Raw genomic sequence first — 14,994 nt, 5'->3', positions numbered from 1 at the left:
TCGTTGGTTGCGTACGTCCCCACCCTAGGCATTTTCACGAGCGCGCGAGTTTCCACGACTACCGCTCCCCGAGAAGTGACTCCACCCTGCGCAATTCGTCGTAAACGTCCCGCTGGTCATAGGTGAAACCACCGGACCAGGCCAGCTCTTTCAACGCATCATCAGTTGGCTCCTCCATTCCCAAGGATTCCGCCAACTGTGCACGCAAGCTGCGTCGACGCTCTCGCAGCTCCGTATTGGTAAAGCGGCGCACCTGAAGCTTCATCAGACTCACCTTCCTTTCACTCACTCGACCCTAGCCAACGGCTCAGACACCAACTCGCCGTTGTTCGAACGATATCTATCCACACCTGTGGATAACTCTGTGCACAACTCCACAGGGCAGTGGAATGTGCTGGTTTGCTTTCGAAAACGCCACGTTCCTTCGGCGTGTCATTTTCGCTGTTCGACGTGTCGTTCGACGAGTTACACGCGTGTAGTTATCCACACTGTGGACAACCGCTGTGGATAACTTGAAAGGTCTGGTTAAAGGTCAAAAAGTGTGTCTGGAATCGGCGATTTCTGGGGCTTGACCTCGGCGTTTCAGGAAAATATATGGTTCGGGAATTTCCGCCTTCCTTTCGGACTGTAAATTCTCGGTTTGCGGCGGCGATCTGGTAGAGCTTGATCACTCAGCCCGCGTGTAAACCCAAAAAGAAGACCCTAGCCGGGCTTTCGCTGGCTAGGGTCTCAATCAATCGTCCGAGAGGGAGGCTAGACGCCCACGATCCTCCGCGGCTCTGCGAGAGAAAGACTACCCCGCACCGTCTGGCAGATCTAGCCCTCCCCTTTGAGCGCCGTCCCTAGTACACCGGCACCGTCGACGGAATCGTCAGCGCCCAGATGGCCACGCACGCCGCCGCGGCCGCGACCCCCGCTGTGATCCAGCGGGTGCGCACGTTTTCCGAGGTCAACGGCCACGCCATCACCGCCCCCGCCGCCAGGCCGCCGAGGTGCCCCCACAGCGACACACCCGGGCTGAGCAGCGTGTACGCCACGTTCACAGCCACCAGGGCGAGTGGCGCGCGCAGGTCCGTGGAACGTCGAAAAGCAATGGCGATCAGAAGCGCCATCAGCATGTAGAGGGCGCCGGAAGCGCCGGCGGTGGGCGTCGTGAAGCTAAATGCGAGCACACTTGCCGACGCCCAAAGGACCCCCGCGACCCACGCCACCACAAACGGGCCAGAGCCAAGGAAGCGCTCCACCTCCGCACCCACCAGGACCAGCATGAACATGTTGAGGAAGAGGTGCGTGATGTCCAAGTGCATGAAGCCGGCCGTGAGCGCGCGGAGGTAGCCCGCGCCGTAGACCTCGGGGCCGTACAGGATGGTGTGGGTGCCCACCGGCGAATCCCACACCACGTCCGTGACCGAACGGGCCTGGAGCGCGGCGACCAGGAAGACGAGCGTGCAGATCGCCGTAATCGCCGTGGTGGCGGGGGCGGTGCGGGGCAGGTTGCGGAGAGTGGGCATGGGATCAGGGTACGAAAAAGCCCCCGCACGGTGGCGGGGGCGCGGCGCGTGTGGCGCTTTGGCTTGTTTGGCTTACGCGATGTCGATGGACTCGATCACGACGTCCTCGACCGGGCGGTCCATGCGGCCGGTCTTCACGTTCGCGATCTCGTCGACGACCTTCTTCGACGCCTCGTCGGTGACCTCGCCGAAGATGGTGTGGCGGTTGTTCAGCCACGGGGTCGCGTCGACGGTGATGAAGAACTGGGAACCGTTCGTGCCCGGGCCGGCGTTAGCCATGGCCAGCAGGTACGGGCGGTCGAACTGCAGCTCCGGGTGGAACTCGTCGGCGAACTGGAAGCCCGGGCCGCCGGTGCCGGTGCCGGTCGGGTCGCCGCCCTGGATCATGAACCCCGGGATGATGCGGTGGAAAATCGCGCCGTCGTAGAACGGGCCCTCGGTGGTGCCCTTGACGTTCTTGGCGGAGTAATCGGTGGTGCCCTGTGCCAGGCCCGTAATCGTCTCGACCGTCTTCGGCGCGTGGTTGCCGAACAGGTCGATCACGATGTCGCCGTGATTCGTGTGCAGAGTCATGGTCTGAGTCTTCTGAGTCATGCGCTCTAGGGTACGCGGGTTCCGGCGCGCGGGGTGCGGGCGGGTGCGGGGTTGGGCTCACGGCCCTAAAGGTCGAGTCCGGGAGGTCGAGTACGCCCGGTTTCGGTGCCGTACTCGACCTCCGCCGCTCGACTTTCGGCGGCGTATAGCGCCCCTACCTCCGCCAGTGTTCCCCGTGCACCGGTCTGAACACCGTGGCCGGTACTTTCGGCTCGCCGAGGAGACCGGAGCGGGCCTTGAGCTCCAGGATCTCCCGGACGCAGGCCTCCTCGTCCCGGAGAATCTCCGACGGCTCGAAGCGGGCGACCTCGTAGATCTGCTTCCGCAACCAGTTTTCACGCAGGAGCTGGTCCCGCGACACCTTCTTCGCCAACTCCTCGTCTTTCTTCGCCGTCTTGACCAGCCCGTCGATCTCGATCGCCACCTGCCCCCACAGCAGGTCCGGGCGCACGTAACGGCCAATCCACATCTGCTCGCGGACGATGATGTCGCGTTCCCGCAGGATCACGCGCAGGAGGGACTCGTACGGCGATTCGGACTTGGTGGACGACCAGCGCAACGCCTGCCGTGCCCGCCCGATCCCCTTCTTGCCGGCCAGACGCTTGATCGTCGCGTGGAGTTCGGCCTGGATGCGTTCCTGCTCCAGCGGTGGCTTGCCCACAAACAGGGAATCCATCGCGACGGCTCCTGCCCTCACCCCGTGCAGGCGCGCGACGTCGACGGCTGTGCGGACGGGGCTGGTTAACCGGAGGACGTCGCCAGGCGTCGCGCACTCGATGGCCACCACATCCTCTTCGGGGATGCGCAGGCTGCGGTACTCGACCCCTTCCGGCCAGCTTGCCCTGGCGGGCGGTTTTTGTCCTGGGATGGCCAGCAGGACGGGCGCGTTTGGGGCGGGCAGCGTCCACAGGCCGTGCACGACTGCGGCGGAGCGCCCCACCAGCACCGCTTTCCGGCTCGCGGCGCCGACGGCATAGCTGCTGAGAAACTCCCGCTCGTGGTGCTTCAGCCGCGACCATTCTGCCTGGGCGATGAATTTGTTCGCGGATAACTTGATGCACGTTTGACGGTCCGACTCCCCCGGTCTGACCAGCAGCTGCGCTAGCTTTCTCCTGTCCATATTTCCCCCCGATGTTTGTTTGTTTCGCTCAGAGTACATGGCTACTGGCGAGAACGAAAGGGCCCCGCCAAAAGTCGAGTACGGGAGGTCGAGTCCGGCCCAAATAGAGGGCGTACTCGACCTCCCGTACTCGACTTTCGCGGGGCAAAGGCAGGGGCGAGCAGGGCGGGGGGGCGGGCGCGGCGGGGCCTACTGCTTTACGACGTCAGCTCCGCCCCGCCCGGCGCGCTAGAGCCGAGCCTAGAGCCCTTCGACGACCTCGTCGCGCGCGGCGACCAGGTTGCGCAGGGAGGGTTCGACCTCCTTGTAGCCGCGGGTCTTCAGGCCGCAGTCCGGGTTGACCCAGAGGCGCTCGGTGGGCACGTGGTTCAGAGCGGCGCGCAGCAGGCCGGCGATCTCCTCGGCCGAAGGCACGCGCGGGGAGTGGATGTCCCACACGCCGGGGCCGATCTCGGAGTGGAAGGTCTCGTCGATGTCCTCGAGCAGCTCCATCTTGGAACGGGCTGCCTCGATGGAGGTGACGTCAGCGTCGAGGCCTGCGACGGCGTCGATGATCTGGCCGAACTCGGAGTAGCACAGGTGCGTGTGGATCTGCGTCGAAGGCTGCGCCTCCAAGGAGACCAGGCGGAACGCGCGCTGGGCCCACTCCAGGTAGGCGGCGCGGTCGTCCTGGCGCAGCGGGAGCAGCTCGCGCAGGGCCGGCTCGTCGATCTGGATGACCTTGATGCCGGCCTTCTCCAGGTCCGCGACTTCGTCGGCGAGGGCGACGCCGATCTGGTCCGCGGAGACGGAAAGCGGCACGTCGTCGCGCTTAAACGACCAGGCCAGGATGGTCACCGGGCCGGTGAGCATGCCCTTGACCGGCTTGTCGGAAAGCGACTGGGCGTAGGCCGACCACTCCACAGACATGGCCTCCGGGCGGGAGACGTCGCCGACCACGATCGGCGGACGGGTGCAGCGGGAGCCGTACGACTGGACCCAGCCGTTTTCGGTGACCACGAAGCCGTCGAGAAGCTCGGCGAAGTACTGCACCATGTCGTTGCGCTCCGCCTCGCCGTGGACGAGGACGTCCAGGCCAATCTCCTCCTGCAGCTCGATGACCTGCTTGATCTCGGCCTTCAGCGCCTCGTTGTACTCGGCGTCGGAGAGGGTGCCCTCGCGGTGGTCCGCGCGGGCCTTGCGGATCTCGGTGGTCTGCGGGAAGGAGCCGATTGTGGTGATCGGCAGCGTCGGCAGGCCGAGCTCCTCGCGCTGGACCTTGTTGCGCTCCTTGAACGCCGGCTCGCGCTTGACGGCGCCCTCCGGCAGGGCCGCCACACGGTCCACGACGGCCTTGTTGTGGATGGTGGTGGACTCGGCGCGGGTGCGCACGGCGCGGTCAGACTGCGCGAACGCCTCCTTGGCGCCCTCCTCACCTGCGACAAGCGCCTGGATCTCGGCGAGCTTCTCGTCGGCGAACGCCAGCCACGGGGCGACCTCGACCGGGATGTTGCGCTCGGCCTTCAGGGTGTGCGGCACGTGCTGCAGGGAGGTGGAGGTGGACACGGACACGGCGTCGGCGCCGCGGCCGAGGGAGTTGAGCACGTCGGTGCGCTCGCGCAGGTTGGCGGTCCAGACGTTGCGGCCGTCGATAAGTCCTGCCACCAGGTGGGTGGAGTCAGGCACGGCGGCGCGCACGCGCTCCGGGTAGCCGGCGTCGGCCTCAAGCGTCCACGGGGACAGGTCCACGTGCAGCGCCTCCACGCCCAGCTCGCCCAGGACCGGCAGGGCCTCGCGGGCGGAACCGTACGGGGTGGTCAGGTACACGTTCGGGCGGGTCTCGCGGCCCAGCAAAGCAGACCAAGCGGAACGCAGGTGCTGCGCGATCTCCGCGTCCGGGGTGGACAGGTCGGCCACCACGGCGGGCTCGGCGATCTGGACCCACTCCACGCCGGCTTCCTTCAGCGCAGCGAAGACCTCGGCGTACGCCTCAACCAGCGACGGCAGCAGCGACCACTCCGCCGGCTTGGACAGCGCGATCAGCGTGACCGGGCCGACCAGGAACGGGCGGACCTTGTGGCCGGCCTCGGCGGCCTCCTCCACGATGCGCAGGATGCGCTCCGGCACCGCCTTGATCTCCTGGCCAGCCTCGATCTCCGGCACGAGGTAGTGGTAGTTCGTGTCGAACCACTTGGTCATCTCCAGCGGCACGCGGGTGTCGTTGCCGCGGGCGAGCGCGAACTCCTCGTCCAGGTCAACGCCGCCCGGCACGAGGCCCACGGTCAGAGCGGTGTCGAGCACCTGGTCGTAGAGCGCGACGTCCGCCGGGATGGCGTAATCCTCGGTCAGGCCGAGGTCGCGCAGGTGGTTGTAGTTGTTCACGCGCAGGGCGCGTGCGGTGGAGCGGAACGTCTCAGCGTCGATGCGGCCCGCCCAGTAGCTCTCCAGCGCGCGCTTGAGCTCGCGGTTCGCGCCGATGCGGGGGTAGCCCTCGATGGTGGCCTTGGGGAAGGTGGTCATTGTTGTCCTTTATCTATTCCGATGCGGTCCAGAAAGTCCCGCGTGACGTCCAGGTTGTTGTGCGTGTACACGTGGAGCCCGCCCGCGCCGGCATCCAAAATCTCGCGCGCCAGGTTGGCGGTGAGCTGCATGCCGGCCTCGTACTCGTCGTCAGCTTCGAGCAATTGCTTCTCGACGCCTACCGGCACCTCCAGCCCCGACAATTCCCCCATGCGTCGGACCCTTTTCAGCGAGGTCATCGGCATGATGCCAGGGATGAGCGGGATACGCACACCCGCCAGCCGCGCCACCTCGACGAACTCCAGGAAATCCTGGGCCTCGAAGAACAGCTGGGTGATGGCGAAATCCGCGCCCAGGCGCTGCTTGGCTAGCAGCACGTCCAGGTCGTGGTCGAAGTTGCGCGACTCCGCGTGGCCCTTGGGGTAGCAGGCCACGGAAAGCGCGAGCTTGCCGGCGGCGAGGCGGAACGCCTCTTCCTCCTGCACGTCCTGGATCAGGTTGAGCAGATCCGTGGCGTGCTGGAGGTGGTCTGCCGGCAGGCCGGTTTCCGGCAGGTCCCCGCGCAGGGCGAGGAACCCGCGGACGCCGGCGTCGATAAGCACCCGCACCCACTCCGCCATCTCATCGCGCGTGCCCGCAGTGCAGGCGAGATGCGCGATGGGACGCAGGTCGGTGGTCTCCGCGATGCGGGAGATCACAGCGGCGGTGCCCTCCAGCCACTCGCTGCGGCGCGAGCTGGTCACGGAGACGTAGTCCGGCTTGTACTCGGCCAGGCCCGCGATGAGCTGCTCGATCTTCTCCGCGTCGTCCGTGGGGCGCGGCGGGATGATCTCGAAGCTTAAGGCGGTGCGCTGGCGTTTCGGGCGGGGGCGGCGGATCAGCGGCGCGCCCTCGCGGTCCAGCGGTGCCGAGGCGGAAAGCCTGGTCGAAGGAGAGGCTTCGAACATGGCAGGACCTTTCTCGGCTGGATTGATGTGTTTCGTTGCACCGTGGTTAAACGGTGCCTTGAAACTTATTGACGCCACGTAACCGCCACAATGCGCTACCGGTTTTGGGCGGCGTTTCCGCTGCGCACGCGGTTATTTGGCGTGAATGTTAATCGCGCAAAATGGACCAAGCTGTTCACTTTTGCGTAACGCTTGGTACGCGTGTGGGTGGCGCGGCGGCGGAAAACGGCGAGCCCCGCGGATTTCGCTACCCTGGGCCGCGTAACCACCCGAAACTTTCAAACGCAACACAAGGAGACACCCGTGAACCTGAAGAACATCGGCTTCGCCGCCGCTTTTGCCAACCAGGCGTGGAAGTACCTGCGCGACCAGAACGATAAGCGCGAGCGCGACATCTACCAGTCCCTGCTGGACAACCTGAAGGACGGCAAGCTGGACGATATCCACGACAAGTTCGACATCGACGAGCTGGAGGAGCTCTACGGCACCGCCCGCGCGCAGGCCGGCGAGATCACTCGTGACGCGCACGACCGCCTGGACCGCCGCCGCAAGCAGTTCGAGGCCGCCGCCCCGAGCCGCAAGGAGCGCCAGGAGTTCCTGGAGAAGCACGCGAAGAACGCAAAGAAGAGCGCGAAGAAAAAGAAGAAGGGCGGCGTTGGCAAGGTCATCGGCACCACCCTGGCCACCGCGGCGCTCGCGGGCGGCGCGTGGGCGGCCTGGGAGTTCTTCCTCAAGGACAAGCTCGCGGGCGAGGATGAGCCGGCGAAGACGTACCGCCCGGCGCCGACCCGCACGGAGACGGATACGCGCGGTTCCTCCACCATCGTGTACTCGACGCGCACGGAGGACGACCGGGATCGCACCCGTCGTGAGGAGGGCGTTGAGGGCGGCGTGTTCCCGAATGAGCCGAGTGAGGAGCAGCTGCTTACCGACGCCACCAGCTCCCAGGACCTCGGCGGGGAGGGCCTGACCACCCTGGACACCCTGGCGGACGACCAGCGCAAGGCCACCGACCCCCAGCACTCCGCGGAGGACGACATCGACGGTGGCCGCCACGAGCTGCGCGAGGACTAAATCACGCCGTGGTGCGCCAGCCCGCCATGAGGTGGCGCACCAGGCGGTCGCGCACGTCCGGGAGAATGTCGGCGAGCGGCCGCGTCGCCACGACGAGCTCGGTTGCCAGCTGCATGGGTGACTGGCCGGGGGCGATGATGCCGTGGGGGGCGGCGGCGTCGATAAGCAATTGCACCTTGCCCATGAAGACGTCGCGGCGAGGATGCCCACGCCCGATTCGACGAGCGCCCAGACGAAGGATTCGAAGTGCTCGACGGGGTTGTCCTCGAAGCCGTCGAGAGTGTCGTCGAGGAGTGCTTCGATGCGTTCGAGGAAGACGATCGCGCAGGCGTCGTAGAGCGCGGCGCGGGTGGGAAAGTGACGGTAGAGGGTGGCGATGCCCACTACTCGGTGGATTTGGTGCGCTACGCACTGTTTGGCACACAGTCGTACGACCCGCGCATGTGGACCGCCGTGACCGTGCTGCTGTTCGTCGGCGCGATGTCCGTAGCCATCTCGTGCGCGGCTCTGTACGCCCGCCGAACCTGGCGGATGAAGGATCTCCACCCCGAGCTGACGGTTTAGCCCTACCATGGGCGGGGCACAACATTTCCCCGATAGATCGAAGGACCCCACCCATGTTTTTCAAGAAATCCAACAAGGACAAGATCAACCTGCGTCTGCCGTCTGCGGCGCTGCGCATCCCCACCGGCGCCCTGATCCTGAACTCCGGCCTGGGCAAGTTCCAGGTGGACAAGGAAGGCGCCGAGGGCCTGCGCGACATGGCCACCGACGGCATCCCGCAGCTCGGCCAGGTCGACGCCGAGACGTTCGCCACCGGCCTCGCCTCCGCCGAAACCGCCCTGGGTGCGGCGCTTCTGTGCCCGCTGATCCCGAACCGCCTCGCCGGCCTGGGCTTGACCGCGTTCGGCGCTGGCCTGCTCACCATGTACTTCGGCGGCGACCAGTACACCGAGGACGACGGCATCCGCCCGTCCAGCGCAGGCCTTGCCATTGCGAAGGACTCCTGGCTCGTGGGCATCGGCCTCGCGCTGGCTGCCCTGCCGCGTAAGTAGCCGTGAAGCGCGCCCTCGCCCTCACGCTCGCCGCCGCGCTGATCCCGGCGGCGGTGGCCGCGCCGAAGGCGGAGGCGGTGAGGCTGCGCTGCCACCCCGTGCACGTCATCCAGGCGGCTGGCACGGGGTTTTCGCATTCTTGGGATCCGTCCGCGCGCGAGACGCTTTTCGACGACGCGTCCTCCCCCGCCGACGACCTCCAACGCCGCTTCGGCGCCCGCACCGTGTCCACCCACACCGTGAAGTACCCGGCCTCGCTGGGCAGGTTCAGCGCGCTGGGCAGCGCCGGCAACGGCCTGGAGGGCACGGAGGCCGCCACCTACGGCGAGTCCGTGCGCTACGGCCGCGACGTGGCCACCCTGGAGATGGAGACGGTGGCCCGGCACTGCCCCGGCACCCGCTTCATCCTCATCGGCTACTCGCAGGGCGCGCACCTGATCGGCGACGCCGCCGCGGAGGCCGCTGCCGGGCGCGTGCGCGGGGTGGGCGCTGACGACATCGCCGCGGTGCTGCTGTTCGCCGACCCCGCCCGCGCCCCCGTGCGCGAACCCGCCGAGTCCGCGCGCAAATCGCGCCTTTACGCGGCCGCACCGAAGGGCGTGCGGGGCGCAAACTTTGAGACGGTCCAGACCGGCGGCACCACCCTCGAGCCCACCCGCGTCGGCCTGGCCGGCACCCGCAGCGCCAGCTTTAACGGACTTGAGGGCAAGGTGCTCTCCCTGTGCAACGGCGCTGACATGGCGTGCGCGACGGACCCGGATTCCGTTCTGCGCGCGGTCGCGGACGTGGCCGCGCGCGACGTGTTGCTCGGCCCCTTCAACGCCTTCACCGGTATGCACGTGGCGCGCTTCCAGCAGCTGCGGGCTAGCGGCATGCCCCCGCGCGAGGCAGTCAAAGAATCGGGGCTTTCGCTTCTCGACGCCACCGTGGCCCCCCAAATCCTCTACGAACTCCACCTGATCCTCTCCGCCGCCGGGCGCCACGCGAGTGCCGCGAGCCCCACGCCTGTAGAGCAGCAAGCCGCCATCGCTCTCGCGGCTGCGGCGCCGGAGCTGGCGAAGGAGGGCGTGACCTGGCAGTGGATGCTCCAGGGATTGAATGGGCTGCGCGGCGCGCTTGGTGACTCGCCAGCCGCCGCCTGGTTCGACGCCATGCTCGAGGTGTTCCGCGCGATCCAGGCTGCGGAGCAGATGTACTGGTGGTTGGAGCGCTTCGGCGTGGTTCCCCGCACGCCCACGGGTACGGAGGGGAGGCAGGTGGTGGTGCGGGAGCTCGTCGCAAAGCTGAGTGCTCAGGCAGTGGATGCCGCGGGGCTGCGCGCCGCCTACGACCACCCCGCCAACGCCAACCTGGTGGCATCCGCGAAGCTGGCGGGCGACTTCGGGCCGCGGCACATGTCGTACTACAAGCTGGGCTACACCGACATCCCCGGCGGGTACTCGGTGGAGGGGCGCACCGGCTACGACTACGCGCTGGGCTGGCTCGGCGAGGTGGTCGAGGGGGTTGCCGGGAAGTAGGCAAGAGAAATGCCCACCAGGGTGGACCTGGTGGGCATTAGCTCTTCGGGGGCTTACTTCTCCTTGTCGGAGGAGCCTTCAGCCTCGCCCTCAGCCTTGTCGGTGGACTTGTTGTCCGACTTGCCGGAGGAACCGTTCATCAGCGTCTCGCTGCCGGTGGCCTTGCCGATCATGTAGGAGGAGGTGTACTCCTCCGCACCGCAGGCGCGCATGACGCCGTCGACTGCCAGCAGACCCAGGGAGATGGCGCCCAGGGCGCCAGCTGCCATGCCGAGCTGCTCCGGATTCTCGATGGAGAACGCGCCCTGGATGCCAGCTGCGCGCTGTGCGCGGTCCTCGTTGTAGATGCCCAGGCCCTGCTGGATGCGGTTGTTCGCATCCTGGATAGCGCCGTTGATCTGCGCGGAGACGCCCTCCAGGCCCGGGATCTGGACCTGGGACAGGATGCCCAGCGGGATAGCCAGCAGCAGCGGAGCGGTCAGGCCCACGATGCCGGCGATGCACTTGCCGTCGAGCTCGCCAGAGGAGCCCTTCTGCTCGGTGCGGGTGTTGTTCTCAACGTTGACGGTGATCTCGATCTCGCGCTCGCCGTAGGACTGTCCATCCGGGCCGACCAGGAGGTAGGTCGCCTTGTAGGTGCCCGGCTTCAGATCCTTGCGCGGGACCAGGGTGACGCCCTCGTCGGTCTTCTTGACCTCTTCGAAGTACTCCTTGCCCTTGGTAAAGATGATGTCGTTCACGTTGTCCGGGAAGGTGACATCAACCGGGGAGTTGTTCTTGATGCTGGTGTCAATCACCGGCAGGTCGTGGTTCTCGCTGATCACATTGCCCTCGGCGGTGCGGGTGCCCTCCGGGTAGATGCCGTAGGAGACGACGCGGACCAGGTCGCCGTTGGAGTTGCGCTCCTCGACGCGGACCACCTTGTTGGCGGAGCCCTTCTTCGCGGTCAGCTCGACGGAGCCGCCGTTGTCCTTGAGGTCAACCAGGTCGTTGCCGCTGACGACGACAACCTTGTTGCCCTCGTCCAGCTTCTTCAGCTCCTTGGCGTCGCCCTCGATGAGGAAGTCGGTCTGCTGACGTGCGCCGGTGGTCTTGGACTCGACGATCTCCAGCTTGTAGCGGTTGATCTCCTGGCCGTTCTTGTTGAACTCGGCGACAATGCCGGTCTCGCCAACCTTGTCAGCCTTCGGACGCAGGACCCACTGGCCGTTCCTCTCCTCCGGAGCCTCGAACGCGTCAGCGCCCTTGACCACACGGAAGCTGTTCTCCTCGTTGACCAGGGTCGCCTGGAACTCAGTGGAGGTGGAGATCTTGTAGGTGTACAGACCGCTGCGCTTCGGCTCGACCAGGGTGATCTCGTACTGCGCGTACGCGCCACGCTTGTCGCTGACCTGGATCAGAGCCTTGCCAGCCTTCTCCTTGCCGGTGACGATGAGCTTGTCGCCGTCGCGCTTGACGTCCACGAACTCCTCGCCCTTGAGGACCTCAACCTTCTCGCCGTCCTCAGACGCGATGGTCGCCTCGGCGTTCCAGCCCATGGTGGTGTTCTCCGGGGTCACCTCAGCGCTGCGGCCCGGGGTGATCTCGAAGGTGTAGCGCTCGAAGACGTAGCCGTCCTCGGAGACGTTCTCGATGACAAGGGTGCCCTTGGCGTCGCGCTTCGGGGTCACCTTGATCTCGGAAGCGTCCTTCGCCGGCTGCTCAGCCAGCAGGTCCTTGCCCTCGGCAACCTGGAACTTGGTGCCGTAGAGCTTCAGCTCGTTGTCCGCGGTGATGGTGTAGTTCATCTCGCGGACCGGGGACGGCTCGACGGTGTAGGTGTAGGTCTTGATCGGCAGATCGCCTTCGACCTGCGGCAGCTTTTTGCCATTTTCGTCCAAGAGCGGGTTGCCATCGGCGTCAGTCTGGTCGACCTTGCCCTTGACGTACTCCACAACCTTCACGGTGCGGGTCTCGCCTTCCGGAACCGGCTTGAACTTCAGCTTGAGATTATCCTTGTCGCCGAGCTTCGAGCCGTCAGTACCCTCGGTGAGATACTCGCCGCCCTCTTCGACGACCAGCCAGTTGAACTCCTTGGAGCCACGGGTGATCTCAACGGTCGCACGGTCCCTGACCGTACGCTCGATCTCCTGGTTCTCCAGCTCCTCGACCTCACGCTTAGAAACGTCGATGATCCAGACAGCTGCAAGACGGCCGTTCTCGTCCTTGACGTGGACGGTGACCTGGCCACCCTTCTCATTGGTCGGGGTGACGATCCACTTGTCACCCTTCTTCTCGAGCTTCGCCACGTCATCGCCCGCGACGATTTCTGCGGTGTAGTCCTTGACGTACTCGATCTCAAGGGTTTCCGGCTTCTCGGACTTGTACTCCAGCTCGCGGTTGTAAATAGTCGGGCCAGCGTTCTTATCCTCGATCAGCTTCAGGGTGTACTTGTACTCGAAGCCGTTCTCGTCAGTGAAGACGATCTCAACGTCGCCAGTTGCATTCTCCTTTGGGGTAACAACCCAGACGTCGCCGTCACGCTCGATGGTGACCTTCTTGTCGCCGTCGCCCAGGATCTTGTAGTCGCCACCGCGGTACTCGATCTTCGCGGTGGAGGTGTTCAGGATCTCGCGGGTGACATCGAACTTGGAGGTTTTGTTCTCCACGGTCACGATGTTCTCGCGAACCTCGCCACTGTCCTCGGTGATACGCACGATGACGGGGCCGGTGTAGTCCTCGCCAGCCTTGACGGTGAGGGTGCCCTTTTCCTCGTCCTCGAGAACATCAACCTCACCGTGCTTCGGCTTGATGAGCTTGCCGTTCTCGTCGTAGCCCAGGCCCCAGTCGATCTCCTCGCCCGGCTTCCACGGGATGGTGGTGACGCGGTCCTCGCTACCGGCGTTCAGGGTGTAGAAGTAGTTGTTCACATTGACGTTCAGGGAATCCTTGACCGCAACGGTGTCGGTGACCTTGATGCGGTAGATGTGCTGGTTGCCCTGCTCATCGGTGATGAGGATTTCGACCTCGCCCTCGCCCTCGAAGTCTTCGCGCGGGGTAATGACGAGCTTGCCGTCCTCGGAACGCTCGACGATGACGATGTCGGAGCCCTTGATGATCTCGAAGGACCACTTGTTGCCGATCTTCTCCGGCAGCTCAATGACCTTGGACTTCTCACCGTAGGTGAAACCTGCGAAGTAGTAGTACTCCGAAACTTCCTTCACACGCTCGTAGTACTTCTCAACGTAGTACTTCTCCACGTCGGTGACCGTGGTGGTCACGGTGGTCTCCGGCTGCTTCACGGTGCTGGTAACCGTCTCGGTCTTTGCCGTGTTGGTGGAGGTGACGGTGGTGACCGGCTGCGTGGTGACGGTCTCGGTGACAACCTCGCCCGGCTTGGTGGTGACAACCGGGGTGTCGGTGACAGTTTCGGTGACAACCTCAGAATTGCCCGGCTCAGTCACGGTGGTGACGTGCGGCTCCGGGGTTACAGTCTTGGTGACAAACTTCGGCGGGTTGGAGTCGGTCTCGTTGACGGTGGTGACGTGCGGCTCCGGGGTGACGGTCGTAGTGACAACCTTGCCTGGTACCTCACGGGTGCTCACGGTGGTGTACGCCGTCGGCAGCGTGGAGCGCTCGGTCACGGTAGTGGCCGGTTTGGTCCGCGTCGTGGTGTAGGTCGTGTTCGGCAGAGTCTTCGTGGTGGTGATCTCCTGCGGGCGGGTCACCGTGGTGGTCACCTCGGGCGTGGTGGGGATCGTCTCCACGATGCTCGGCGGGGTCTTCGGCGGGTTCGGATCCAGACCCGGCTGCGGGACCGGAATCAGACGCTGGAAGGACTTACGCGGCACGATGTTGTAGTCGTACTCGAGCGGCACCAGGACGGTGACGTACTCGCCCGGCTTCACAGTCTTTGCAATCTCGTCGTGGCGGGGGAGCTTGGACAGGTAGTAGCTCGGCTGACCCTTCGGTGCCTGGTGGTGCAAAATGCGGAAACCGGTCAGGTTCTCAAACGCGGACTGGCTCACCTTGCCGTTGACGACATCCTCGCGAGCCTGGTTCAGGTAACCCAGCTGGTTGGACAGCAGCGCGCGCAGAATGCCGTTCTTGGTCAAAATGGCGCCAGCCTTGGACTGATCGCCGTTTGCGTAGGCCTTGTAGTCCTTCTGCAGTTCCTTCACCACGTTGATGGCCGCGATACGGACATCCTCGCTAATGGCATCGCCGTTGCCGACACGACCGGAAGCACCGGTGAGCTTGCGGACCTGGTAGTTGCCGGTATCCCACGGGTTACCGAGACCCCAGTCGATGCACCAGCCCGGGCCAGCGCTGGACGGCAGCAGGTCGATGGACTGGTCGTCCTTCGGGGCCTGCTTCAGCATCTGGTCGTAGCGGGCCAGATCCGCGCCGCTGAGCTTCTCGTAAGCACCAACGATCTGCTGGCTGGAAGTGTTCTCGTTTGCGGCCTCTGCGAGCGGAGCGGATACGACCGCGCCCGTAGCCATAACACCAGTGACCATTGCGGTCATGATGCGCTTTTTCAGGTTTGCGTTATGCAACGTCATAGTCCTTCAACGTCTAGGGAGATATTCGAAGCAGCCTGGAGAGTTCCTGAACACGGACCCCAAAACTGACAGACCCCTATTCAATCGCAATGAACCGACGAAAAGAAGTCCTTAACCCCACTGAAAGCCATAA

The 14,994-nt window shown here is 65.2% G+C and carries 12 protein-coding genes; 4 read left to right on the top strand and 8 right to left on the bottom strand.

Features of this window, described 5'->3' with window-relative positions; translation table 11 throughout:
• Positions 1 to 58 precede the first annotated feature (58 nt).
• The 6 genes from H0193_RS08685 to H0193_RS08660 all read right to left on the bottom strand — a co-directional run bounded on the left by H0193_RS08685 (position 59) and on the right by H0193_RS08660 (position 6,671).
• On the bottom strand, positions 59 to 265 hold the full coding sequence (locus H0193_RS08685; protein ID WP_181889433.1) for a hypothetical protein: 207 nt from the start codon (positions 263 to 265) through the stop codon (positions 59 to 61).
• Between the two features lie 577 nt (positions 266 to 842).
• Complete coding sequence (locus tag H0193_RS08680; RefSeq protein WP_181889432.1) at positions 843 to 1,511, bottom strand: rhomboid family intramembrane serine protease; 669 nt, start codon at positions 1,509 to 1,511, stop codon at positions 843 to 845.
• A gap of 72 nt (positions 1,512 to 1,583) precedes the next feature.
• Positions 1,584 to 2,105, bottom strand: a complete 522-nt coding sequence (locus H0193_RS08675) for a peptidylprolyl isomerase (protein ID WP_181889431.1) — start codon at positions 2,103 to 2,105, stop codon at positions 1,584 to 1,586.
• Positions 2,106 to 2,259: 154 nt separating this feature from the next.
• The gene (locus H0193_RS08670; RefSeq protein ID WP_181889430.1) at positions 2,260 to 3,225 is read right to left on the bottom strand and encodes a DUF559 domain-containing protein; all 966 of its coding nucleotides are present in this window, start codon (positions 3,223 to 3,225) and stop codon (positions 2,260 to 2,262) included.
• Positions 3,226 to 3,465: 240 nt separating this feature from the next.
• A complete protein-coding gene (metE, locus tag H0193_RS08665) occupies positions 3,466 to 5,724 on the bottom strand; it encodes a 5-methyltetrahydropteroyltriglutamate--homocysteine S-methyltransferase (protein ID WP_181889429.1) in 2,259 nt (752 codons plus the stop codon).
• Positions 5,721 to 6,671 (bottom strand): methylenetetrahydrofolate reductase, encoded by a 951-nt coding sequence (locus tag H0193_RS08660; RefSeq protein WP_181889428.1) that lies wholly within the window; start codon positions 6,669 to 6,671, stop codon positions 5,721 to 5,723. The genes metE and H0193_RS08660 overlap by 4 nt, the downstream gene beginning before the upstream one ends.
• Positions 6,672 to 6,974: 303 nt before the next feature.
• On the opposite strand from H0193_RS08660, the gene H0193_RS08655 reads away from it, so the two are divergent.
• Positions 6,975 to 7,745 carry a hypothetical protein gene (locus H0193_RS08655; RefSeq protein WP_181889427.1) on the top strand — a complete coding sequence of 257 codons (771 nt, stop codon included), beginning with the start codon at positions 6,975 to 6,977 and terminating at the stop codon, positions 7,743 to 7,745.
• Position 7,746: 1 nt separating this feature from the next.
• Here the strand turns inward: H0193_RS08655 and H0193_RS08650 are convergent, their stop codons facing one another.
• The gene (locus tag H0193_RS08650) at positions 7,747 to 7,929 is read right to left on the bottom strand and encodes a hypothetical protein (RefSeq protein WP_181889426.1); all 183 of its coding nucleotides are present in this window, start codon (positions 7,927 to 7,929) and stop codon (positions 7,747 to 7,749) included.
• A gap of 62 nt (positions 7,930 to 7,991) precedes the next feature.
• Here H0193_RS08650 and H0193_RS08645 point away from each other — a divergent pair, with 62 nt between their 5' ends.
• From H0193_RS08645 to H0193_RS08635, 3 genes are read left to right on the top strand one after another with little or no spacing between them, the layout of a single operon-like run.
• Entirely contained in the window at positions 7,992 to 8,309 is a 318-nt protein-coding gene (locus H0193_RS08645) for a hypothetical protein (RefSeq protein ID WP_181889425.1), read from the top strand.
• Positions 8,310 to 8,362: 53 nt separating this feature from the next.
• Positions 8,363 to 8,800: a hypothetical protein gene (locus H0193_RS08640; RefSeq protein WP_181889424.1), complete on the top strand. Its 438-nt coding sequence runs from the start codon at positions 8,363 to 8,365 to the stop codon at positions 8,798 to 8,800.
• Positions 8,801 to 8,802: 2 nt separating this feature from the next.
• Positions 8,803 to 10,317, top strand: coding sequence for a cutinase family protein (locus tag H0193_RS08635; RefSeq protein ID WP_181889423.1), 1,515 nt, complete (start codon positions 8,803 to 8,805; stop codon positions 10,315 to 10,317).
• A 53-nt stretch (positions 10,318 to 10,370) separates the two neighbouring features.
• Here the strand turns inward: H0193_RS08635 and H0193_RS08630 are convergent, their stop codons facing one another.
• A complete protein-coding gene (locus H0193_RS08630; protein WP_181889422.1) occupies positions 10,371 to 14,855 on the bottom strand; it encodes a hypothetical protein in 4,485 nt (1,494 codons plus the stop codon).
• Positions 14,856 to 14,994 lie beyond the last annotated feature (139 nt).

It is taken from the genome of Corynebacterium haematomassiliense (genome assembly GCF_013978595.1).
GTDB lineage: Bacteria > Actinomycetota > Actinomycetes > Mycobacteriales > Mycobacteriaceae > Corynebacterium > Corynebacterium lehmanniae.
The sequence above is the reverse complement of the archived record's forward strand: the minus strand, read 5'-3'. Positions and strand labels throughout refer to the sequence as shown.